This window comes from Streptomyces chilikensis, assembly GCF_001642695.1.
Taxonomy (GTDB): Bacteria; Actinomycetota; Actinomycetes; order Streptomycetales; family Streptomycetaceae; genus Streptomyces; species Streptomyces chilikensis.
Genome location: NZ_LWCC02000005.1, coordinates 3,403,168 through 3,424,459 on the forward strand (window position 1 = coordinate 3,403,168; position 21,292 = coordinate 3,424,459).

Annotated in this window: 21 protein-coding genes, 1 pseudogene and 1 riboswitch; of the genes and pseudogenes, 10 read left to right on the forward strand and 12 right to left on the reverse strand. The window is 75.8% G+C overall.

Going from position 1 to position 21,292, the window contains the following annotated elements; genetic code table 11:
- The 3 genes from A2U95_RS15160 to A2U95_RS15170 form a co-directional block, all read left to right on the forward strand.
- Positions 1-2,112, forward strand: a 2,112-nt coding sequence (locus A2U95_RS15160; RefSeq protein ID WP_420856997.1) for an MDR family MFS transporter, incomplete at its 5' end; no start/stop codon positions are given.
- A gap of 143 nt (positions 2,113-2,255) precedes the next feature.
- Positions 2,256-2,957, forward strand: a complete 702-nt coding sequence (locus A2U95_RS15165) for a hypothetical protein (RefSeq protein ID WP_166022827.1) — start codon at positions 2,256-2,258, stop codon at positions 2,955-2,957.
- Positions 2,958-2,960: 3 nt separating this feature from the next.
- Positions 2,961-3,899 carry a hypothetical protein gene (locus tag A2U95_RS15170; protein ID WP_206282888.1) on the forward strand — a complete coding sequence of 313 codons (939 nt, stop codon included), beginning with the start codon at positions 2,961-2,963 and terminating at the stop codon, positions 3,897-3,899.
- Between the two features lie 24 nt (positions 3,900-3,923).
- Here the strand turns inward: A2U95_RS15170 and A2U95_RS15175 are convergent, their stop codons facing one another.
- A complete protein-coding gene (locus A2U95_RS15175) occupies positions 3,924-4,322 on the reverse strand; it encodes a DnaJ family domain-containing protein (protein ID WP_166022831.1) in 399 nt (132 codons plus the stop codon).
- Positions 4,323-4,424: 102 nt separating this feature from the next.
- On the opposite strand from A2U95_RS15175, the gene A2U95_RS15180 reads away from it, so the two are divergent.
- Positions 4,425-4,817, forward strand: coding sequence for an FHA domain-containing protein (locus A2U95_RS15180; protein ID WP_166022833.1), 393 nt, complete (start codon positions 4,425-4,427; stop codon positions 4,815-4,817).
- A 27-nt stretch (positions 4,818-4,844) separates the two neighbouring features.
- On the opposite strand, the gene A2U95_RS15185 is transcribed toward A2U95_RS15180, so the two are convergent.
- Positions 4,845-5,516: an O-methyltransferase gene (locus A2U95_RS15185; protein ID WP_166022835.1), complete on the reverse strand. Its 672-nt coding sequence runs from the start codon at positions 5,514-5,516 to the stop codon at positions 4,845-4,847.
- Between the two features lie 314 nt (positions 5,517-5,830).
- On the opposite strand from A2U95_RS15185, the gene A2U95_RS15190 reads away from it, so the two are divergent.
- Positions 5,831-6,337, forward strand: a complete 507-nt coding sequence (locus tag A2U95_RS15190) for a GNAT family N-acetyltransferase (protein ID WP_166022837.1) — start codon at positions 5,831-5,833, stop codon at positions 6,335-6,337.
- Between the two features lie 136 nt (positions 6,338-6,473).
- On the opposite strand, the gene A2U95_RS15195 is transcribed toward A2U95_RS15190, so the two are convergent.
- The 5 genes from A2U95_RS15195 to A2U95_RS15215 are packed head-to-tail and all read right to left on the reverse strand — an operon-like array spanning position 6,474 to position 12,213.
- A complete protein-coding gene (locus A2U95_RS15195) occupies positions 6,474-7,337 on the reverse strand; it encodes an ECF transporter S component (protein WP_166022839.1) in 864 nt (287 codons plus the stop codon).
- A complete protein-coding gene (locus A2U95_RS15200; RefSeq protein WP_166022841.1) occupies positions 7,334-9,118 on the reverse strand; it encodes an ABC transporter ATP-binding protein in 1,785 nt (594 codons plus the stop codon). Before A2U95_RS15200 ends, A2U95_RS15195 begins: the two co-directional genes overlap by 4 nt.
- Complete coding sequence (locus A2U95_RS15205; RefSeq protein ID WP_166022843.1) at positions 9,115-10,251, reverse strand: energy-coupling factor transporter transmembrane component T family protein; 1,137 nt, start codon at positions 10,249-10,251, stop codon at positions 9,115-9,117. The genes A2U95_RS15200 and A2U95_RS15205 overlap by 4 nt, the downstream gene beginning before the upstream one ends.
- A 16-nt stretch (positions 10,252-10,267) precedes the next feature.
- Positions 10,268-10,969 (reverse strand): SCO2322 family protein, encoded by a 702-nt coding sequence (locus A2U95_RS15210; protein WP_166022845.1) that lies wholly within the window; start codon positions 10,967-10,969, stop codon positions 10,268-10,270.
- Complete coding sequence (locus A2U95_RS15215; RefSeq protein ID WP_166022847.1) at positions 10,966-12,213, reverse strand: prenyltransferase/squalene oxidase repeat-containing protein; 1,248 nt, start codon at positions 12,211-12,213, stop codon at positions 10,966-10,968. The genes A2U95_RS15210 and A2U95_RS15215 overlap by 4 nt, the downstream gene beginning before the upstream one ends.
- Positions 12,214-12,353: 140 nt before the next feature.
- A riboswitch (cobalamin riboswitch) is annotated at positions 12,354-12,427 on the reverse strand.
- A 212-nt stretch (positions 12,428-12,639) separates the two neighbouring features.
- Here A2U95_RS15215 and A2U95_RS15220 point away from each other — a divergent pair.
- The 5 genes from A2U95_RS15220 (at position 12,640) to A2U95_RS15240 (ending at position 17,592) form a co-directional block, all read left to right on the forward strand.
- Positions 12,640-13,320, forward strand: coding sequence for a phosphotransferase (locus A2U95_RS15220; RefSeq protein WP_166022849.1), 681 nt, complete (start codon positions 12,640-12,642; stop codon positions 13,318-13,320).
- Positions 13,321-13,576: 256 nt separating this feature from the next.
- Positions 13,577-14,917, forward strand: a complete 1,341-nt coding sequence (locus A2U95_RS15225; RefSeq protein ID WP_166025242.1) for a glycosyltransferase family 4 protein — start codon at positions 13,577-13,579, stop codon at positions 14,915-14,917.
- On the forward strand, positions 14,911-15,675 hold the full coding sequence (locus tag A2U95_RS15230) for a class I SAM-dependent methyltransferase (RefSeq protein WP_166022851.1): 765 nt from the start codon (positions 14,911-14,913) through the stop codon (positions 15,673-15,675). The genes A2U95_RS15225 and A2U95_RS15230 overlap by 7 nt, the downstream gene beginning before the upstream one ends.
- A complete protein-coding gene (locus A2U95_RS15235; RefSeq protein WP_166022853.1) occupies positions 15,672-16,760 on the forward strand; it encodes a prenyltransferase/squalene oxidase repeat-containing protein in 1,089 nt (362 codons plus the stop codon). The genes A2U95_RS15230 and A2U95_RS15235 overlap by 4 nt, the downstream gene beginning before the upstream one ends.
- Positions 16,761-16,941: 181 nt before the next feature.
- Positions 16,942-17,592: a hypothetical protein gene (locus tag A2U95_RS15240; RefSeq protein WP_166022855.1), complete on the forward strand. Its 651-nt coding sequence runs from the start codon at positions 16,942-16,944 to the stop codon at positions 17,590-17,592.
- 83 nt (positions 17,593-17,675) lie between these two features.
- Here the strand turns inward: A2U95_RS15240 and A2U95_RS15245 are convergent, their stop codons facing one another.
- The 5 genes and pseudogenes from A2U95_RS15245 to A2U95_RS15265 form a co-directional block, all read right to left on the reverse strand.
- Complete coding sequence (locus A2U95_RS15245; protein ID WP_206282889.1) at positions 17,676-18,443, reverse strand: DUF5336 domain-containing protein; 768 nt, start codon at positions 18,441-18,443, stop codon at positions 17,676-17,678.
- A gap of 119 nt (positions 18,444-18,562) precedes the next feature.
- Entirely contained in the window at positions 18,563-19,522 is a 960-nt protein-coding gene (locus A2U95_RS15250) for an N-acetylmuramoyl-L-alanine amidase (RefSeq protein WP_166022857.1), read from the reverse strand.
- 35 nt (positions 19,523-19,557) lie between these two features.
- Positions 19,558-20,214, reverse strand: coding sequence for a class I SAM-dependent methyltransferase (locus tag A2U95_RS15255; RefSeq protein ID WP_166022859.1), 657 nt, complete (start codon positions 20,212-20,214; stop codon positions 19,558-19,560).
- Between the two features lie 133 nt (positions 20,215-20,347).
- Positions 20,348-20,770: pseudogene (locus A2U95_RS15260) on the reverse strand (response regulator); the annotation flags it as partial.
- A gap of 73 nt (positions 20,771-20,843) precedes the next feature.
- Positions 20,844-21,269, reverse strand: a complete 426-nt coding sequence (locus tag A2U95_RS15265; RefSeq protein ID WP_166022864.1) for an ankyrin repeat domain-containing protein — start codon at positions 21,267-21,269, stop codon at positions 20,844-20,846.
- Between the last annotated feature and the right edge of the window lie 23 nt (positions 21,270-21,292).

Below are 21,292 nucleotides of genomic sequence, written 5' to 3' on the forward strand. Positions count from 1 at the left end.
CGGGGGCAGCGGGCCACGGCCGCCGCCCCCGGCACCGCCCACGCCCCGCACGCCGCCGCCCACGGCGGGCCCGGCGCCGGCGGCGCGGCCGAGGAGCCCACCCACGTGGCGCCCAACGTGATGGTGTCGATCGGCGCGCTGCTGCTCGGCATGCTGCTGGCCGCCCTCGACCAGACCATCGTCTCGACCGCGCTGCCCACCATCGTCAGCGAACTCGGCGGCCTGGAACACCTGTCCTGGGTGGTCACCGCCTACATGCTGGCGGCCACCGCGGCCACCCCGCTGTGGGGCAAACTCGGCGACCAGTACGGACGCAAACGGCTCTTCGAGACCGCCATCGTGATCTTCCTGGCCGGCTCGGCCCTCTGCGGCATGGCGCAGGACATGCCGCAGCTGATCGGCTTCCGGGCCCTCCAGGGCCTGGGCGGCGGCGGGCTGATGGTGCTGGCGATGGCGATCGTCGGAGACCTGGTCCCGCCCCGCGAACGGGGCCGCTACCAGGGCCTGTTCGGCGCCGTCTTCGGCGCCACCAGCGTGCTCGGCCCGCTCCTCGGCGGGCTGTTCACCCAGCACCTGAGCTGGCGCTGGGTCTTCTACGTCAACCTTCCGCTGGGCATCGTGGCGCTGGGCGTGATCGCCGCCGTGATGCACATCCCGCGGCGGCGCGAGAAGCACCGCATCGACTACCTGGGAACCCTGCTGATCGCCTCGGTCGCCACCTGCCTGGTCCTGGTGACCTCGCTCGGCGGCACCACCTGGGCCTGGGGGTCCTGGCAGGTCGTCACCCTGGCGGTGCTCGGCGCGGTGCTGGCGGTGGCGTTCGTGGCGGTCGAACGGCGGGCCGCCGAACCGGTGCTGCCGCTGAAGCTGTTCGCCGTCCGGACCTTCAGCCTGACCGCCGTGATCAGCTTCATCGTCGGCTTCGCCATGTTCGGCGCGATGACCTACCTGCCGACCTTCCTCCAGGTGGTGCACGGCATCTCGCCGACCATGTCCGGCGTGTACATGCTGCCCATGGTGGCGGGCCTGCTGATCGCCTCCACCGTCTCCGGCCAGGTGGTCAGCCGCACCGGGCGGTGGAAGGTGTTCCCCGTCGCCGGCACCCTGATCACCGCGATCGGCCTGGTGCTGCTGCACCAGCTGGACGCGACCAGCTCCACCTGGACGATGAGCGCCTACTTCTTCGTCTTCGGCACCGGCCTCGGCCTGGTCATCCAGGTGCTGGTGCTGATCGTGCAGAACGCGGTCTCCTACCGGGACCTCGGCGTCGCGACCTCCGGAGCCACCTTCTTCCGTTCCATCGGCGCCTCGTTCGGCGTCGCGGTCTTCGGCACGGTCTTCGCCGGACGCCTCGGCGACAAACTGGCCGACGCCTTCGGCGGCGTCCGGCTGCCGCCCGGGGTGACGGTGGACGGCCTGCAGTCCGACTCGCGCACCATCGCCGCGCTGCCCGCCCCCCTGCGCGCCCGCGCCCTGGGCGCGTACTCCGACGCCATCACCGACGTCTTCCTCTACGCGGCCCCCGTCGCCGCCCTGGCCTTCCTGCTCGCCCTGGCGCTGCGCGAGGACCGGCTGCGCGGCGCGGTGACCACCCCGGACGCCACCGAGACGCTGGCCAGCAACCCCGTGCAGCGCTCCTCGCACGAGGAGGCGGCACGGGCGCTGTCGGTGCTGGCCACCCGGGAGGGACGGCGCGAGGTCTACCGGCGGATCACCGAACGGGCCGGTTACGACCTGCTGCCCGCGGCCGGCTGGCTGCTGTTGCGGACCCGCCGGTACGGGTGGACGGAGCCGGCGGTGCTGGCCGAGTACAGCAGGGTGCCGCTGGAGAGGATCATGGAGGCGGGCCGCCAGGTGGAGGAGCGCGGTCTCGCGGTGCGGCGCGGGCTCGACCTGGAGCTCACCCCCGCCGGGCACGAGGCGGCCGAACGGCTGTTCCGGGCACGCGAGGAATCGCTCGGCGAGCTGCTGGGCGACTGGTGGGGCCCCGACCGGCCCCGCGACCTGATCCGGCTGGTCGAGGAGCTGAACGACGAACTGTCCGGCTCGGACGCCGAGCGTCCCCGGTGGACCGGCGGTTCCACCTCCCACCGGTACCGGCGGGCCGCCTGAACGGCCCGCGGATCCCCCGGACGCGGCTCCGCGGGCCGGCCCTTGCCGTGAATGCGCCGTTTGAGCGCTGAGGCCGAGGCAAGACGAACGGGACGAAGCGGTCCGCGACGAGAGCGGGCCGGGAGCGAACCCGGAAGGCTTCCATGTCCAAAGGCGTGATCATCGCTCTGATCGTCATCGTGGCCGCCGTCGTGCTGATCGCGGCCTTCATCGCCAAGTCCCGTGGCGCGAACGGCGGCCGCAACCTGCGCAAGCGCTTCGGGCCGGAGTACGAACGAACCGTCGCCCGGTACGACGGCGACACCGGCGCCGCCGAGCGGGAACTGACCGCCCGGGTCGAGCGCCACGGCCAGCTGCACACGCGGCCGCTGGAGCCCGCCGAGCGGCAGCGGTACGAGACGCGCTGGGCCGCCGCCCAGGAGCGTTTCGTCGAGTCGCCGCGGGAGGCGGTGACCGAGGCCGACCGGCTGCTCGCCGAACTGGCCGCGTCCCGGGGCTTCCCGGCCGGCAACGAGTACGAGGAGCAGGTCTCCGCGCTCTCCGTCCACCACCCGCACCACGTGAACGGCTACCGGCGCATCCACCGCGCGGCGCTGGCCGCCGCCGGCGGCGCCGCCGACAGCAGCTCGGCCACCGAGGAACTGCGTGAGGCACTGGTCGAGGGCCGCGCGCTCTTCGACGAACTGATCCACGAGGACCGCACCCACCGCCCGGGCGCCCCCGCGCAGGGCGCACGCGAAGCCCGCGGGCACGGTGAGCGGCACGGCCGCCACGGCGCCGCCGGCGACCGGGTCCGGTCCCACCTGCCGGGCACCCTCACCCGGAACCACGCGAAGGGGAGCTGACGCATGAGCGACCGCATGACAGACCGCATCAAGGACCGTCTGACCGACCACACCACCGACCACGGAACGGACCGCGCCGACGGCCGCACCGACCACGGCGGCCACACGGGCCACCACGCGGCCCACGCGGCCCACGCGCCCGTCGGGCACGGCGGCGACGGCACGGGCACCGGAGGATGGGGCCCCGGAGGCTCCCCGGACGCCGCCGTCACCCCGGTCCGTCCACTGAGCGAGCCCGGTGTCCCGCCGGGCTCCGACAACCACGACCTCCGCAACGAACACGACCGGTCGGCCGGCCAGGGTATCCACAACGGGCAGGTGTTCCAGGACACCCACGACTCCCCGGACGGCTCCGGCACGCTCGGCGGCCGGGCCACGACCGGCACCCACGGGAGCCACGGCGCCGGCGCGTACGGCGCGCAGGGCACCGGCGTCCAGGGCACGGGTGTCCAGGACGACGCGACCACGCACGGCGCGGGCACGCAGGGCACGCACGGCACCGGCAACGTGATCGGGGGCGCGTTCGGCGGCGTCACCGGCACCGGGGACGGCCACGGCACCCACGGCTACGGCACCCACGGCCAGGGCGCCGACACCCACGGCACCGGCACCCACGGCTCCGCGCGCCACACCGACGACGGTCCCGGCGAGACCCTGCGCCGGCTGCTGCCCCACGAGGACACGGAGAAGCTGACCCAGCGCGTGCACCACGCCATGGGAAGCTTCGTCGACGAGCCCCGCGGCTCCGTGGCCGAGGCGGAGAAGATCCTCGACGAGGTCTCCGAGCGCCTCTCCTCCTGCCTGACCGCCCGGCGCCGCACCCTGCGCACCGCCTGGCAGTCCCTGGGCGACGAGACCGCCGACCCGTCCGCCGACACCGAGCAGCTCCGCCTGATCCTGCGCGACTACCGCGAGCTCACCGAGCGACTGCTGCGCCTCTGATCCGACGCGCCGCCCGCGAGAGGATCACCCCCGCCGGGCCCGCCGCTCGGCCAGCACGCCCTCCACGTCGAAGGGCTTGCGGCCCAGCGGCGGGCCCGGCGGCGGTTTGTACATCATGTCGCGGATCTTGGCGTTGACGTCCTCGAGGATCTTGCGCGCCGCCCGTTCCGTCGGGGCGGCCAGCGCCGCCTCGAGGGCGTCCTCTGCCTCCTTGCGCAGCGCCAGCGCGGGAGGGAGGACGGACAGGCCCTCGCGGGCCATCTTGCGCTTCACCCACCACAGGTCGTCGTGCGCGGCGCCCAGGTCGGGCAGGGGCTTGCCCGCGCCCGGCAGGTCGGCGAACTCGCCCCGCGCCTCCGCCTCGCGGATCTGGCGGTCCACCCAGGACTCGAAGTTCACGCCCGGAGGCTTCCGTTCGGTCATGCGTCCATTGTCCCGGACCGGACGTCCGGCGGACGAGTGGCACCGGGCCGATCTATCATCGGCACCGGTCCGCCCGGTACGCACCACGAGGAGCTGAGCGCAGTGCTCGAACTGACCATGGCCGCCGTCTCCGGCACGGACGAGGGCGCCACGGCCGGCATGCAGATGGCCGACGCGCCCAGCACCCCCGGCTCGGTGCTGCGGGTCGGCCGGGACAAGGCGGTGTGCCGGCTGGGCACGCCGTCGGACTGGCTGTTCGTCTCCCGGGTCCACCTGGAGTTCCAGTACGGCTCGGACGGCGTCTGGCACCTGACCTGGCTGCGCGGCTCCCAGCCGGACCCCTCCTCCGAGGTCCGCATCCTGGCGGGCGGAGCCGCCCACCCGCTGGCCTACGGCGGCACGGTCGCCCTGCCGCCCGGCGGCTCGGGCGAGATCGTGATCCAGGACCGGACCTCGCCCCGCAGCGTCAACGTGGGCTTCCACCACGAGGCGTGACCCGGGGACCGGCCCGGTCGCCCGGCGCTACGACAGCACCCGCGCCAGCGCGAACCCGTCATGGCCCTTGACCCCCACCGTCTGCAGCGCGGTGCCGCTGAGCCGGGGGTGCGAGGCGATCAGCTCCAGCGCGGCGCGGGTCCCGCGGACGTCCGGGGCGTCGCTGCCGGCGTCGGTGACCCGGCCGCCGCGCACCACGTTGTCCACGACGATCAGGCTGCCCGCCGTGGTCAGCCGCAGCGCCCACTCCACGTAGTGCGGGTTGTTGGCCTTGTCGGCGTCGACGAAGACCAGGTCGAACGGGGGCAGGTGCTCGTCGGCCAGCTTCGGCAGCAACTCCAGCGCCGCGCCCACCCGCACCTCCACGACCTCCTCCAGCCCCGCCCGGGCGAGGTTCCGGCGGGCGACCTCGGCGTGCCGCTCCTCGTACTCCAGGGTGATCAGGCGGCCGCCGGCGGGCAGGGCGCGGGCCAGCCAGATGGCGCTGTACCCGGCCAGCGTGCCGATCTCCAGGACGGTGCGGGCACCCTGCGTCTCGGCCAGCAGGCGCAGCAGCTTGCCCGCGTTCGGCGACACGCCGATCGGCGGCAGGCCCGCCTCCTCCGCCTCGCGCAGCGCCGCCGCCAGCACCTCGTCCTCCGGGGCGAGCAGGGCGGACAGATAGCCGTCGACGTCGTTCCAGACACCGGGGTCGCTCATCGGACGGGACCTTTCCCTGGGCTGACCGGACGGGGCGGGGGAGCCGTTCGTCCCTCCGCCCCCGCCCGGATTATGGCCCCGCCCCGCCCGGGCGCCCAGGTCCGCAACGCGGCCGGGCCGGGGTCCGCGGACGTCCCGTCGCGGGACAGCCGGATGCCGGCGGCGCCGCCGGACCGCTCCCGGAAGGCGTGGGGGACGCGGTGGCGGCCCCTCGCCGCGGAACACGGATCACGGATCACGGACCACGGATCACGGACCACGGAGCCGGGAAAATCGGGTTGGCGGACCGGCGCCGTGCGGTGAGAATCCCCGGCATGACACCTCGCACCGCCGCCGCATGGTCGGTCGCCCCCGAGGACGTGGCCTCCGCCGGGGCCGCGGCGCTCTGGCGGGAGTACTACACCGAGGTCAGCGACCGCTGGTACCTGCTGCACGAGGGCCGGCGGACCGACCCGGAGGAGCTGGAGCGGGAGATCGCCGCCGACACCGCCGAGGGGCTGCGGCCGCCCGGCGGCGTGCTGCTGGTGGCACGGTACGGGGGCGTGCCGGCCGGGACGGCGGGGGTCCGCCTGGCGGGGGACGGGGTCGCCGAGCTGAAGCGGGTGTTCCTGCTGCCCGCCCACCGCGGCAAGGGCGGCGCGGCGCTGCTGGTCGCGGCGGCGGAGGAGGCGGCGCGGGCGCTCGGCGCCCGGCGCATGGTCCTGGACACCCGGGGCGACCTGGTGGAGGCGCGGGCGCTGTACGCCCGGCTCGGGTACCGGGAGACGGAACCGCACAACGACGAGGCGTACGCCGAGCACTGGTTCGCCAAGGAGCTGTGAGGCCGCGGGCCCTGGGGTGCGCGCCGGGGCGCGGACCCCGGGACGCAGGCTCCGCCGAGTACCGGTCGTTCCGCCGGCGCGGCGGCCGGGCGGGCGGCCCCGTCGGCGAGGGGCCCGGCCCGTTCCGCACGGGACGTCAGGGCCGCTCGGACGGCTCCGGCTTCCCGGACGACCCCGGGGCCTCGAACGTCACCGGGGCCTCGAACGCCGCCTGCCGGGTCGCCCGGCGCAGGGCGCGCAGGACGGCGGGGCCGACGGACAGGGTGAGGACCGTGGTGAGCAGAGCGCGGCCGAGGTCCCAGCCCATGGACGTGGCCAGGCAGTAGGCGGTGAAGCGGGCCAGGTTGTCCGCGAGCGGGGCGCCGGGGTCGGGCGCGATGGCCGCGGCGACCTGGCCGGCCATGAACGGCCACCCCGCGAGGTTCATCAGGGTGCCGTAACCGAACGCCGCCACGAACCCGTACCCGGCGAGCATCCCGATCTCCGCACGGCCGGCGGGGCGGCGGGGGAGGAGGCCCGCGCCCAGGGTGAACCAGCCCAGGGAGAGCATCTGGAACGGCAGCCAGGGACCCACCCCGCCGGTCAGCAGGGCGGACGCGAACAGGGTCACCGAGCCCAGGACGAAGCCGAAGCCGGGACCCAGGACGCGGCCGGCGAGCACCATCAGGAAGAACGTCGGCTCCAGTCCCGCCGTGCCCGCCCCGATCGGCCGCAGCGCGGCGCCCGCCGCGGCGAGCACGCCCAGCATGGCGACCGCCTTCGCGCCGAGCCCGGACTCGGCGATGGTGGCCGCGGTGACCGCGACCAGGAGCAGCAGCAGCCCGGCGAACAGCCAGGGCGCGTCCTCCTGGTGGGCGGCCACCGAGGACTCCGGCGGCGCCAGCAGCGGCCACAGGAAGCCCGACAGGCCGACCACGCCGACCAGCAGCAGCGTCAGCGTGGAGCGGGTGCCGAGACGGACGGCGCGGGCCCCGGACGGGGGCGCGGGGGCCGCGGTCATGCCAGGGCCTCCCGGACCTGCCGCACGGTCAGCCAGCGCTGCGGGGCGAGCACCTTGGTGACCTGCGGCGCGTAGGCGGGCAGCGCCAGCACCACCTCGGCGGTCGGGCCGTCGGCGACCACCTCGCCGTCGGCGAGCATCACCACCCGGTGGGCCAGCTCGGCCGCCAGCTCCACGTCGTGGGTGGCGAGGACGACGGCGTGCCCCTGCCCGGCCAGCCGGCGCAGGTGGCCGACCAGGCGGGTCTTGGCCGCGTAGTCCAGGCCGCGGGTCGGCTCGTCGAGCAGCAGCAGCGGGGGGCGCGCGGTCAGGACGACGGCCAGCGCGAGGGTGAGGCGCTGGCCCTCGGAGAGGTCGCGGGGGTGGGTGGAGTCCGCGATGCCGGGCAGCAGCTCGGTCACCAGGGCGCGGCAGGTGCCGGGCTCGGCCCCCGCGTCGCGGTCGGCGGCGGCGCACTCGGCGGCCACCGTGTCCGCGTACAGCAGGTCGCGGGGCTCCTGCGGCACCAGGCCGACCCGGCGGACCAGGTCGCGCGGCCGGGTGCGGTGCGGGACGGCGCCGCAGACCAGCACCGCACCGGAGGCGGGCTCCACCAGACCGGCCAGCGCGGACAGCAGGGTGGACTTGCCCGCGCCGTTGCGGCCCATCAGGGCGACGGTCTCCCCGGGCGGGACGGTGAGCGACACCGCGCGCAGTGCCTCGACCGCGCCCCGGCGGACCACCAGCCGGTCCACCACGGCGGGCACGGGGGCCGCGGCGGCCACGGCCCCCGCCGTGGACCCGCCGTCCCGCGCGCCGGTCACACCGCCGGCCGTGACGGTGCCGGCCGTGACGTCCGCCGCCGGGGCCTCCGCCGGGCCCCGGCGCGGGCGCCACCACCGGCGGCGCTCCGGTTCCGGGGCCGGAAGGACGGGAAGGGCCGTGACGGCCGGGGCGGCGGGGGCCGGGGCCGGTGTGTCGTCCGCGTCGAAGAGCCGTTCCCGCAACGCGTCGGCGCGGCGGCGGGCGTCGCGGACGGTCAGGGGGAGCGGGGACCAGCCGGCCAGGCGGCCCAGCTCGACCACCGGCGGGAACACCGGGGAGGCCGCCATCACCTCCGCCGGGGCGCCCACCACCGGCGCCTCGCCGGGGCCCGGCAGCAGCAGCACCCGGTCCGCGTAGTGGACGACGCGCTCCAGCCGGTGCTCGGCCATCAGCACCGTGGTGCCCAGGTCGTGCACCAGCCGCTGGAGCACCGACAGGACCTCCTCCGCGGCGGCCGGGTCCAGCGCCGAGGTCGGCTCGTCCAGCACCAGCACCCGCGGATGCGGGGTCAGCACCGACCCGATGGCGACCCGCTGCCGCTGTCCGCCGGAGAGCGTGGCGACGGGCCGCTCCCGCAGGTCGGCCAGGCCCAGCAGGTCCAGCGTCTCCTCGACGCGGCGGCGCATCACGTCCGGGGCGAGGCCCAGCGACTCCATGCCGTAGGCGAGTTCGTCCTCGACCGTCTCGGTGACGAAGTGCGCCGCCGGGTCCTGGCCCACCGTGCCCACCACGTCGGCGAGTTCGCGCGGCCTGTGGGTGCGGGTGTCGCGGCCCGCCACCGTCACGCGCCCGCGCAGGGTGCCCCCGGTGAAGTGCGGCACCAGCCCGTTCACCGCGCCCAGCACCGTCGACTTGCCGACGCCCGACGGGCCGACGAGGAGCGCGAGTTCGCCCTCGGGGATCTCGAAGTCGAGCCCCCGCACGGCCGGTCCGGCCGTTCCCTCGTACGTCACGGAGACTTCTTCGAAGCGGATCACGGTCGTCGGTCCTTGCCGGTCGGTGCGGGGACGTGGGGGGCGAGGAAGGCGGGCAGCAGCCCGAGCAGTACCGCCGCGGCCGGCCACAGCGGCAGCACGGGCGCGGCCGGCGGCGTCACCGGCGGGTCCAGCGCGGACGGGTCGTACGCCGCGGCGACGACCGTCAGCACGGCCACCGCGACACCGGAGCCGGCCACCAGCCAGGCGCGCGGGCCCCACCGCTCGGGCCGGTAGCGGGTGCGCGGGGTGCGCCGGCCGCCCAGCCACATCCCGGCCAGCGCGGCCGCGGTCCCGGCCAGCAGCAGCGGCAGCCCGTACACCCCGCCGACCGCGCTCAGCAGGCCGTAGGAACCGGCCGCGATGCCGAGCAGCCCGCCCAGGGTGAGCGCCGCCGTGGTGCGCCGCACGGCGGGAGGGACGGCGGCGGTGCGGCCGTAGCCGCGCGCGTCCATCGCGGCGGCCAGCGCCACCGAGCGCTCCAGCGCGCCCTCCAGCACCGGCAGCCCCACCTGGAGCAGCCCGCGCACGCCCCGGTCCGGCCGTCCGCGCAGCCGCCGGGCCGCCCGCAGCCGCAGCACGTCGGCGATCAGGTGGGGAGCGAAGGTCGTCGCCACGACGACGGCCACGCCCACCTCGTACAGCGCGGCCGGCAGCGCCTTCAGCAGCCGCGACGGATCGGCCAGCGCGTTCGCCGCGCCCATGCAGACCAGCAGGGTGGCCAGGCGCAGGCCGTCGTGGAGGGAGAACAGCACCTCCTCGAGGTACACCGGGCCGCCCAGGCGGATGCCCCGCGCCCAGTCGGGCAGCGGCACCTCCGGGAGGCGGAACAGCAGGTGCGTGCCGGGGATCGCGGTGCCGAACACCAGGGAGAAGACCAGCCGGATGCCCAGCACCAGCAGGCCCAGCTTGACGAACGCGCCGTACGAACGCGCCCAGGGCGCGTCCGTACGGCAGGCCATGACCACGTAGGCGCTGACGCCGATCAGCAGCGCCAGCAGCAGCGGGTTGCGGGTGCGCGACGCGGCGACGCCCAGCGCCAGTGCCCACACCCACCAGGCGCCGGGGTGCAGCGCCGAGGCACGGGCCCGGACGGCGTCGCGGTTCGCGGACACCGTCCGCGTGGTCACGGTCATCGTGGTCGCCGTCCCGTCATCCCCGGCGGCGCCGCGCCTGCCACACGGCCGCGCCGCCCAGAAGCAGCACCGCGCCCGCGCCCGCCCACAGGCCCAGGGACGGGCCCGCGGACACGTCGCCGGCGGAGTCCTCCGCCGCGGCGTCCGCCCCCGGCGCTCCGTCACCGGAGGCGTCGCCGCCGGAGGAGCCGCCGGACGGGTCCGGGACGGACACCTGCTCGCCGCAGCCGGTGCGCGGGTAGCCCTCGACGGCGCACAGCAGCGCGCTGCTGTCGTACCGCAGCGGCGCGGCCACGGCGGCGAGCGCGTCCGCGGCGGAGGCGTCCTCGGCGACGCTCGCGCAGAACGCGCGGGCCTTCGGCGGGGTCTCGCCCTCCGGCGCGTCCTGGACGGTGCCGAAGTCGACGACCAGGGCGATCCGCTTGCGGCCGTCCCGCTCCGGGGTGCCGCCGCAGATCTCCGCGAACGGCTCCGTGGCCCGCGGGGTGGCGGCGTCGGCGGAGTTCTCGCTCACCGAGAAGCGGAAGCCCTGCACCGCGCCGTCCTCCGGGCGCAGCGACGCCGGGCCCTGGGTGGCGTACACCCATTGCCGTCCGTCGAGCTCCCAGTAGGACCAGTAGCGGTACCCGGCCGCCTGCGCGGTGCCCGCGCCCTGCAGCAGCAGGGACGCGGTCAGCGGCGCCAGGACGGCCAGGACGAGCGCGCGCAGGCGGTTCACGGCCGGCGCTTCCGGAGGGTCAGCACGATCGCGACGGCCAGGACCAGCGCCAGCACGGCGCCGCCGGCCCACCACACGGCGGGGGAGATCCCGCCCTCCTCGTCGGCGCCGGCCTCGGCGTCGGCCCGGTCGCCGGCGTCCTCGCCGCCGCCGTCGGCCTTCGGGGCCGGGCCGGTGGCGTTGAGCAGCTTCACCAGGTCCTGGCCGCCGAAGTCGCGCGGGTCGCTCCCGATCGCCTCGGAGGCCAGGACCAGCTGGGCGTAGGCGGCCGGGCCGGTCTGCTCCGCCCAGGCGACGCCGTGGTCACGGAGGTGGCCGAAGGCCTTCTGCGCCTGGTCGGCGTGGCCGGTGGAGGCCAGGGCGATCACCGCGTCGGCGGTGTTGCCGAGGTCGGGCTGCGGGTCGGCGCCGGGCAGCGCGGAGGTCAGGTGACCGTCCTTCTCCAGCGGGCCGGCCAGGTGGGCGGCGCCGTTCTCCGCGGCCTGCTCGGGCGTGCCGGCCTCGCCGCACTTCGCGGGGGAACCGGCCGCCTCGGCGTCCTCGCCGCCGAGACCGGCGCCCAGGGAGCCCAGTACGGCGGCCGCGGTGGCGTCCGCGTTGGCGAGCAGCTCGCCCGACTTGTCGGGCTGGTAGGCGAACGCGCCCGCGCCCTCGCCCTCGCAGGGCAGGGCGAAGGTCAGCAGCGCGTCCAGGGGCGACTTCCCGCCCTTCACGGTCCGGGCCGGCTCCTCGCCCGCGGCGGCCAGCGCGCCGATCACCACGGAGGTCGAGTTGGCGTCGGAGGGGGTGCCGGGGTTGTAGCCCCAGCCGCCGTCCTCGTTCTGGACCGAGACCAGCCAGTCGACGGCCCTGCCGACGGCCGCGTCGTGCCCGCCGAGCGCGGCCAGCGCCTGCACGGCGGCGGCGGTGCTGTTGCTGTCCACCGTCGTCCCGGCGCCGCAGGCCTTCGACGGGTCGGGGCGGAACGCGGCGAACGAGCCGTCCGCGCACTGCTGCCCGGTCAGCCACTGCACGGCCTTGCCGGAGGGCGTCACCCCGGCGGTGTCCTGGGCCAGCAGGGTCAGCGACTGGCGCCAGACGCCGTCGTAGGTGGGGTCGGCGGTGCCGTGGAGGCCGGCGGGTATCTCCGGGGGCGCGGACGGCGACGCGGCGGGCGTCGCGTCGTCCGCGAGGGCGGCTGGGGCGGAACCGGCGCCGAGTACGGCGGCAGCGGCCAGGACCGCTGCGGCGCGGCGAACGTTCATGGTGGGCGGGAAGCCTCTCCCTCTGGGGGAGCCGGGCGGCGACGGGCGCACACTGCGGGCCCGGCGGCTCGGCTCCGTGTACCTCGACGGTGCCGGCCCCCGGCGGGAGCCGGCGGCCATGAGCCGGTCACGGTCGGACGGGGCATTCCGGCTCGCCACCGGACGACGGCGGCTCACGGCTGCGGGTCAGCGCCGGATTTGCACCGGCTTCCCCCCGAACGGGTGTGATGACGACCGGGCCACTCTACCGGCACGCCCGGACGCCGCCGGGGGCCGGTGCCCGGGCCGTGACGGCCGCCGTCGCGGCCCGGCGCCCGCACCGGGGCCGCGGCCTGCCCATGACGGGGTCATGTGTCCCGTCTTGGCGTGTGCAAACAGGGCCGGGGGGCCCTCGACCCGGGGCGGCGGTGCGGCTAGATTCCCCGGATGGTGCTGATCGGAGTCGGCCGCACGGCCGACGTGTACGTGGTCGACGAGCGGTGGGTCCTCCGCAGGTACCGCAAGGCCGCCCACGGCGACGCGGAGGCCGAGCGCGCCCTGATGACCTACCTCCACCGCCACGGCTACCCCGTGCCCGTGGTCCGCCCCGGCGAGGACGCGCCCGGCACCGACCTGGTCATGGAGCGGCTCGACGGCCCCACGATGGCGGGGGCGCTGTTCGCCGGGCTCATCACCCCGCGGGAGGCGGGCGCCGTCCTCGCCCTGCTGCTCGCCGGACTGCACTCGCTGCCGCCCCGGGCGTCCGCGGACCCGGAGGAACGCATCCTCCACCTCGACCTGCACCCGGAGAACGTCATCCTCACCTCCGCGGGCCCCCGGGTCATCGACTGGGGCACCGCCGCCGAGGGGCGGCCCGGACTCGACTGGGCGATGACCGCGGTGATCGTCGCCCAGGCCGGCGCCGGGGACGTCGACCTCGCCGGACCGGCACGGGAACTGCTGGCGGCGCTGCTGACCGACCCCGCGGCCGCCCACCTCACCCCGGAGGCGCTGACGGAGGCGCTCCGGCGGCGGGCCTCCGACCCGACCATGACGGAGCGTGAGATCGACCTCCTCGGCCAGGCGGGGGTCACCGTCCGGGAAGCGGCCGGACTGCAGCCGGCCTGAGCGCCCGCAGGGACGCGGCCCAGGCGCGAGATCCGGACATCTCCCCACGTCAGCGCGGACGTCGGGCCGCCGGTGCCGTGGCGAGCATCACCTGGCAGACTTCCCACAGTGCCGCTACCAGCGGGTAGATTCGGACAGTCGTTGCGTGATCAACAGTGATCGCCGGTGATCGTCCGAGACTTGTTGCTGGCAGCCGCCGCGACGTAACCTCGCGGGACAGTTCAGGAGAAGGGGGCCGAGAGTGACCGCTGAGGCCATGGCCGCCGACGGTCAGCCGGCTCTGCGCATCGCGCTCCTCACCTACAAGGGCAACCCGTTCTGCGGCGGACAGGGCGTCTACGTGCGCCACCTGTCCCGCGAACTGGCCCGGCTGGGCCACACCGTGGAGGTGATCGGCTCCCAGCCCTACCCCGTCCTCGACGAGGGCGAGGACCTCGCCGGACTCTCCCTGACCGAGCTGCCCAGCCTCGACCTGTACCGCCAGCCCGACCCGTTCCGCACCCCGCGCCGCGAGGAGTACCGGGACTGGATCGACGCCCTCGAGGTGTCCACCATGTGGACCGGCGGCTTCCCCGAGCCGCTCACCTTCTCGCTGCGCGCCCGCCGCCTGCTGCGCGCCCGCCGCGGCGACTTCGACGTCGTCCACGACAACCAGACCCTCGGCTACGGACAGCTCGGCGACCTCGGCGCGCCCCTGGTGACCACCGTCCACCACCCGATCACCGTCGACCGGCAGCTCGAACTCGACGCCGCCGGGGACTGGAAGCGCCGCCTGTCGGTGCGCCGCTGGTACGCCTTCACCCGGATGCAGAAGCGCGTCGCGCGCCGCCTGCCCTCCGTGCTCACCGTCTCCGGCACCTCCCGGCAGGAGATCGTCGACCACCTCGGCGTCCGCCCCGGGCGGGTGCACGTCGTGCACATCGGCGCCGACACCGACCTGTTCTCCCCCGACCCGTCGGTCGCCCGGGTGCCCGGCCGGATCGTCACCACCTCCAGCGCCGACGTGCCCCTCAAGGGCCTGGTCTTCCTGGTCGAGGCGCTCGCCAAGCTGCGCACCGAACAGCCCGGCGCCCACCTCGTCGTGGTCGGCCGGCGCGCCGAGGACGGCCCCGTCGCCCAGGCCATCGAGCGGTACGGCCTCGAGGACGCCGTCCGGTTCGTCAAGGGCATCACCGACGCCGAACTCGTCGACCTGGTCCGCTCGGCCGAGGTCGCCTGCGTGCCCTCGCTCTACGAGGGCTTCTCGCTGCCCGCCGCCGAGGCCATGGCCACCGGCACCCCACTGGTCGCCACCACCGGCGGCGCCATCCCCGAGGTCGCCGGCACCGACGGCGAGACCTGCCTGGCCGTGCCGCCCGGCGACGCCGGCGCGCTCGCCGCCGCCCTCGGCCGGCTCCTCGACGACCCGGAGCTGCGCGCCCGCCTCGGCGCCGCCGGCCGGGCCCGCGTCCTGGAACACTTCACCTGGAAGCGCGCCGCCGAGGGAACCGTCGCCCACTACCGCGAGGCCATCGAACGCCGGCGGCCGGTCCGGAACCGGCCCGCCGGCCCCGCCCCCACCACCGGCCACTACCGCGAAAGCAGGACCCCGTGCTGACCGTCGACTTCTCCCGGTTCCCGCTCGCCCCGGGCGACCGTGTCCTGGACCTCGGCTGCGGAGGAGGCCGGCACGCCTTCGAGTGCTACAAGCGCGGCGCCCAGGTCGTCGCCCTCGACCGCAACGGCGAGGAGATCCGCGAGGTCGCCAAGTGGTTCGCCGCCATGAAGGAGGCCGGCGAGGCCCCGGCCGGCGCCACCGCCACCGCCATGGAGGGCGACGCGCTCAACCTGCCGTTCCCGGACGCCTCGTTCGACGTCGTCATCATCTCCGAGGTGATGGAGCACATCCCCGACGACAAGGGCGTCCTCGCCGAGATGGTCCGCGTCCTCAAGCCGGGCGGCCGCATCGCCGTCACCGTCCCGCGGTACGGGCCGGAGAAGGTCTGCTGGGCGCTCTCCGACGCCTACCACGAGGTCGAGGGCGGCCACATCCGCATCTACAAGGCGCACGAGCTGCTCGCCAGGATGCGCGAGGCCGGCCTGCGTCCCTACGGCTCCCACCACGCGCACGCGCTGCACTCGCCCTACTGGTGGCTGAAGTGCGCCTTCGGCGTGGACAACGACAAGGCGCTGCCGGTGCGGGCGTACCACAAGCTGCTGGTCTGGGACATCATGAAGAAGCCGCTGGCCACCCGGGTCGCCGAGCGCGCCCTCAACCCGGTCATGGGCAAGAGCTTCGTGGCCTACGCGACCAAGCCGCACCTGCCGGCCGTCGCCGCCGGGTCCGCCGGGGCCGCCGGGGCGGACGCGCCGTGACGACGCCCCGGACCGAGCACCTCGTCCTTCCAGGGGTGCTCACCGCCGAGCAGGCCGCCGCCACCGTGCGCGGCCTGCTCGCCGTGCAGCGCGAGGACGGCGCCATCCCCTGGTTCCGCGGCCACCACCTCGACCCGTGGGACCACACCGAGGCCGCCATGGCCCTCGACGCGGCCGGCGAGCACGAGGCCGCCGAGCGCGCCTACCTGTGGCTCGCCCGGCACCAGAACGAGGACGGCTCCTGGTACGCCGCCTACGCCGACGGCGCGCACGACGAGGTCACCGACCGGTCCAGGGAGTCCAACTTCGTCGCGTACGCCGCGGTCGGCGTCTGGCACCACTACCTGTCCACCGGCGACGACACCTTCCTCGACCGGATGTGGCCGGTCGTCCACGCCGCCGTCGAGTTCGTGCTGCGGCTCCAGCAGCCCGGCGGGCAGATCGGCTGGAAGCGGGAGGACGACGGCACGGCGGTGAACGACGCGCTGCTGACCGGCAGTTCCTCCATCCACCACGCGCTGCGGTGCGCGCTGGCCGTCGCCGAGCAGCTGGAGGAGCCGCAGCCCGGCTGGGAGCTGGCGGCGGGCGCGCTGCGGCACGCCATCCGGCTGCACCCCGAGCGGTTCCTCGACAAGAACCGGTACTCCATGGACTGGTACTACCCGGTCCTCGCCGGGGCCATGGAGGGCGCCGAGGCGCGGGCGCGGATCGCCTCCCGCTGGGACGAGTTCGTGGTCCCCGGGCTGGGCGTGCGGTGCGTCGTCCCCAACGCGTGGGTCACCGGCGGCGAGTCCTGCGAACTCGCGCTCGCGCTGTGGGCGGCGGGGGAGTCCGACCGGGCCCTGGAGATCCTCCAGTCCGTGCAGCACCTGCGGGACGAGGAGTCCGGGCTGTACTGGACGGGGCTGGTCTTCGACGACGGCGCCATATGGCCGCGGGAGCTGACGAGCTGGACGGCGGGATCGCTGCTGCTGGCCGTCGCCGCGCTGGGGGGTCACGAGGCCACCTGCGCGGTCTTCGGCGGTGACCGCCTCCCCCGCGGCCTCGACCCCGACTGCTGCGACCCCGCCCCCGAACCCGCCTGACCCCGCCGCCGCACCGGCGGCGCGGTCGTCCGCGGGGGGAGCGGGGCGCCGGGCGGCGTTCGCCCTGTCCGGCGGGGCCCCGGACGGAGGGCCACCCGGACGGGGGTACAGCGGTCGCCCGGGGGCGGGGGGCGGGTGACGCTGCGGGGAGAGAACCGCTCACTTCCCCGGAGGCAGACCCATGCCCGTTTCGATACGCCGTCTCGTCCTGGCCGTGACCCTCTCCTGCGCCCTCGTCGCCGGCGCGACCGGCTGCGGCGGCGGCGAGCCGGCCGCCTCCTCCCCGCAGGCGGACACGAAGGTGAACCCGCGGGCGAGCGCGCAGGCCCTCGAGGCCCAGGCGATGGCGCAGATGAGGGCGGAGGCGGACCGGGCCCGGCGGGCGCGCGCCGAACCCACCCCCACCACCTCGGCGGAGAAACAGAAGTTCGCCAAGACCCGCTTCGTCGTGAACGCCGGCCTCGCCGCGGGCGCCACCTACCAGTGGATCGTCAAGCCGTTCCGCGCCGGCAAGTTCAAGAAGGGCGCCGACGGCCGCCGCGTCTCCCTGGTCAAGGCCGGCCTCGCCGGCGTCTTCGCGTACAACCGCCTCAAGGCGGCGATCGACAACGCCAAGGGCGACCCCACGCTCGCGAAGGCCGTCGCCCCGCTCGAGGAGGGCATCGAGAAGATGAAGGACCTGCCCAAGCAGCTCCGCAGCGGCGACAACACCGACACCATCGTCGGCAACTTCGACAGCATCATCAACGACGTCAAGGAAGCCGGGAAGTCCGCCGGCGCCGAGGTCACGGACAAGGTGCCGTCGGCCGGACAGCTCCAGGGCGCGCCGTAACGGGACCCCGTGACCCGCGCACGGCACGACGAAGGCCCCCGCCCGACGGCGGGGGCCCTGCCACGAGTTGACGCGAGCCGTCGTCAGCCCCGCTGGATGCCCGAGGCGTCCTGCAGCAGACCACGACGCCCGTCCTGGGTCTGCGCGATGAGACCCGGACCCCGCTGGTCGACCGCCAGGTACCAGACGCCCGGCGCCAGTTCGGCGATCTGCGTCGGCGAACCGTCCTCCGCGTACAGCGCCCGCGGCGCCGGCACCGCGAACCAGAACGGCGAGAACTCCGGCCCCGCCTGCTGCTGCGCGGGGGGCTGCGCGCCGCCCTGCTGCGGCTGGCCGCCGTAGGACTGCTGCGGCTGCTGCGCCCCCGGGTAGCCGTACCCGGCCGGCGGCTGCGCCCCGTAGGGCTGCGGCGCCGCCGGACGCGGCGAGGCGTTGATCAGCGGCGCCTTCAGCGCGCCCACCAAATTCCCGGCGACCGCCGCGCCGGCCAGCAGCAGCGCCGCGATGAACCCGAGGACCAGACCCGCGCCGGCGCTGCCGTCGGAGTCCAGCAGCTGCCACAGCAGGTACCAGAAGGCGAAGACCGTGAAGGCCGCGCCGACGGTGCCGAGGTCGTGCCCGGCCACCTTGCGGGCCTGGGGCAGGCACCGGTTGACGACGATCAGGGCCGCGCCGATCACGCCGCCCATGAAGACGCCCAGGGCGAGGGGCAGGTGGCCCCAGGCGGAGGGGGACTCGAAGCCGTAGTCGTTGGTCCCGAGGTCGGCGATGTCGAGGAACGACGCGATGAACAGCAGCAGCGCTGCTCCGATCACCACGCCGTCGCCCCGAGTGAGGGAGCGGATGTTCACTACAAGTCCTTCGTCGTCTCGTGTCGTCGTGTCGTGCCGGGCTCTGCCGCGGGATGGACCCTATCGTCCGCACCGCCGCCGCGGGCACCCGGTGGTGCCGGTCCACGCACGCCCGACGCTCATCCGCGCAGGAAACCCACGATTCCGCCGGAAATGCCCTGCGCGGCCTTCTGCCGCCACGCGGCGCTGGTCAGCAGCGCGGCGTCCTTGCCGTTCCGCATGTTGCCGCACTCGATGAACACTTTGGGGACCTTCGACAGATTGAGACCGCCCAGATCCTCCCGCGTGACCAGCCCGGTGCCGTCGCCCACGTAGTCGGAGGGCGCGCTGCCGGTGGCCCGCACGAAGTTGCCCGCGATGCGTTCCCCGAGCTCGCGGGAGGGCCCGACGATCCCCCGGGTGTCCGCGCCGCCCTGGGTGACCGTCCCGGGCAGGATCACGTGGAAGCCGCGGTTGCCGGCCGCGGAGCCGTCGGCGTGCACCGACACCACGGCGTCCGCCTTCGCCTCGTTGCCGATCCGCGCCCGCTCGTCGATGCAGGGACCCCACGGACGGTCGCCGTCCTGGGTCAACCTCACGGTGGCGCCCTGCTGTTCGAGCAGCGCGCGCAGCCGGCGCGACACGTCCAGGGTGAACTTCGCCTCCGCGTAACCGGCGTCGGTGGAGGTGCCGGTGGTGTCGCACTCCTTGGCGCCGTTCCCGATCCGCACGGTGCGGTTGATCTCCGCGGTGTGCGCCGCGTTCCCGGTGTTGTGGCCCGGGTCGATCACCACGACCTTGCCGCTCAGCGGACCCCGCTTCGCGGGAGGCCGGGCGGTGGACGAGGCCGGCGGGGAGGAAGTGCCGGAGACGGAGGGCGATCCGGACGCCGCGCCCGGCGAACCGCCGGGCGTCGCACGCGCGTCGGGCGATCCGGAGGCGGCGGCGGGAGCGGCGCCGTCCCCGTCGCCGCCCACCGCCCGCTGGACCGCCACCCCCGCGGCGGCCAGCGCCACCACCAGGGCGGCGATCAGCGCGCGGCGGCCCCGGCGGGAGGGCGGCGACGGACGGGGATCGAATTCCGGGCCTTCGTACGACACGGGGCGAGCCTAGCCGGGTGCGCCCGGACGGACCCTCAGACGCCCGTACCGGTCCGCCGCAGCACCCGCAGGGTGCCGGTCGCCGAGACCTCCGTGAACGCCCCGGACGCCAGGGCCCGCAGGTACACGCGGTAGGGGGCCTGGCCGGTGAACTCGTCGAGCTTCACCGGGAAGACGTCGTGGATCACCAGCAGCCCGCCCTCGGCCACGTGCGGCGCCCAGCCCTCGTAGTCGGCGTTCGCGTGCTCGTCGGTGTGCCCGCCGTCCACGAAGACCATGCCCAGCGGCGATCCCCACACCGCCGCCACCTGCGGCGACCGGCCGACCAGCGCCACCACGTGCTCCTCCAGCCCGGCCCGGTACAGGGTGCGGCGGAAGGCCGGCAGGGTGTCCATCAGCCCGGTCTCCGGGTCCACCGTCCCGGGGTCGTGGTAGTCCCAGCCGGGCTGCTGCTCCTCGCTGCCCCGGTGGTGGTCCACGGTGAGCGCGACGACCCCGGCCCGGCGGGCGGCGTCCGCCAGCAGGATCGTGGAACGCCCGCAGTAGGTGCCCACCTCCAGCAGCGGCAGGCCCAGGCGGGCCGCCTCGACGGCGGCCCCGTACAGGGCGAGGCCCTCGTCGGCGGGCATGAAGCCCTTGGCGGCCTCGAACGCCGCCAGGACCTCGGGGGCGGGTTCGGCGGACGCGGACATGGGGCCTCCTCGGGAGCGGTGCGTGCGGTGCGCGGTGGGCGCGGTGGTGCGCGCCCATGCTGCCGTACGGCGTGCGCCGTCGGCCGAGGGGGTCGGGGCCGCCCGCCCGCGGTCAGCCCTGTTCGCGGCGCAGGGCGGCGGCGAGGGCCGGGTCGACCACCGTCTCGCCGGTGAGCACCCGGCGGACGGCCGAGGCCAGTTCGCCGGCCGGGCCGTCCTTGACGAGGAACCCCGCCGCGCCCGCGGCCAGCGCGCGGCGCAGGTACTCGGGACGGCCCGCCGTGGCCAGGACCAGCACCCGGCAGTCGGGCGCCTGGGCGGTCAGCTCGGCGGTCACCTCCAGCCCGTCGCGGCCGGGCAGACCGACGTCCAGCAGGGCCACGTCGGGGCGGTGGGTGAGGACCGCCCGCACCACCTCGTCGCCGGACGAGGCGCGCGCCACGACCTTCAGGTCCGGTTCCAGCTCCAGCAGCAGGGCCAGTCCGCCCCGCGCGGCGCGGCCGTCCTCGGCGAGGAGGAGCCGGACGGACCGGGCGGGCCGGTGATCCCGGGGCATCTCGTTCACGGCCCCAGCGTAGGGGCGGCGGCGGTCCGCCGGACGGGTGAGCGCGTCCGCCGGACGGGTGGAGTCAGCGGGTGGTCCCCGGCCCCGCCCCGCGCAGCAGCCGGACGGTCCGCGGGAACGGGCCGCGTTCCGCCCACTCCAGGGGCGTGAGTCCGGTGCCGCCGTCCTCGCGCAGCGCGGCGTCCGCGCCGTGGGCCAGCAGCACGCGGACCGCGTCCTCGTGGCCCCAGCAGGCGGCCGCGCACAGCGGGGTGCCCTCCGCGCCCTGTCCGGCGCTCTCCAGGTCGGGCAGGGCTCCCGCCTCCAGCAGCCGCCGCGCCACCGCGGCGGCGCCCTGCACCGAGGCGGCGTACAGCGCCGTCGTCCCTTCGGTGTCCCGCCCGTTCGGGTCGGCCCCGGCGCGCAGCAGCGCGGCGACCCGCGCCTCCTCCTCCCCGCGCGCCGCCCGGACGAGGGCGCGGGCGAGCTTCTTGCTCCTCCGTCGGTTCACGGACCGCAGGGTAGGGCAGCGGC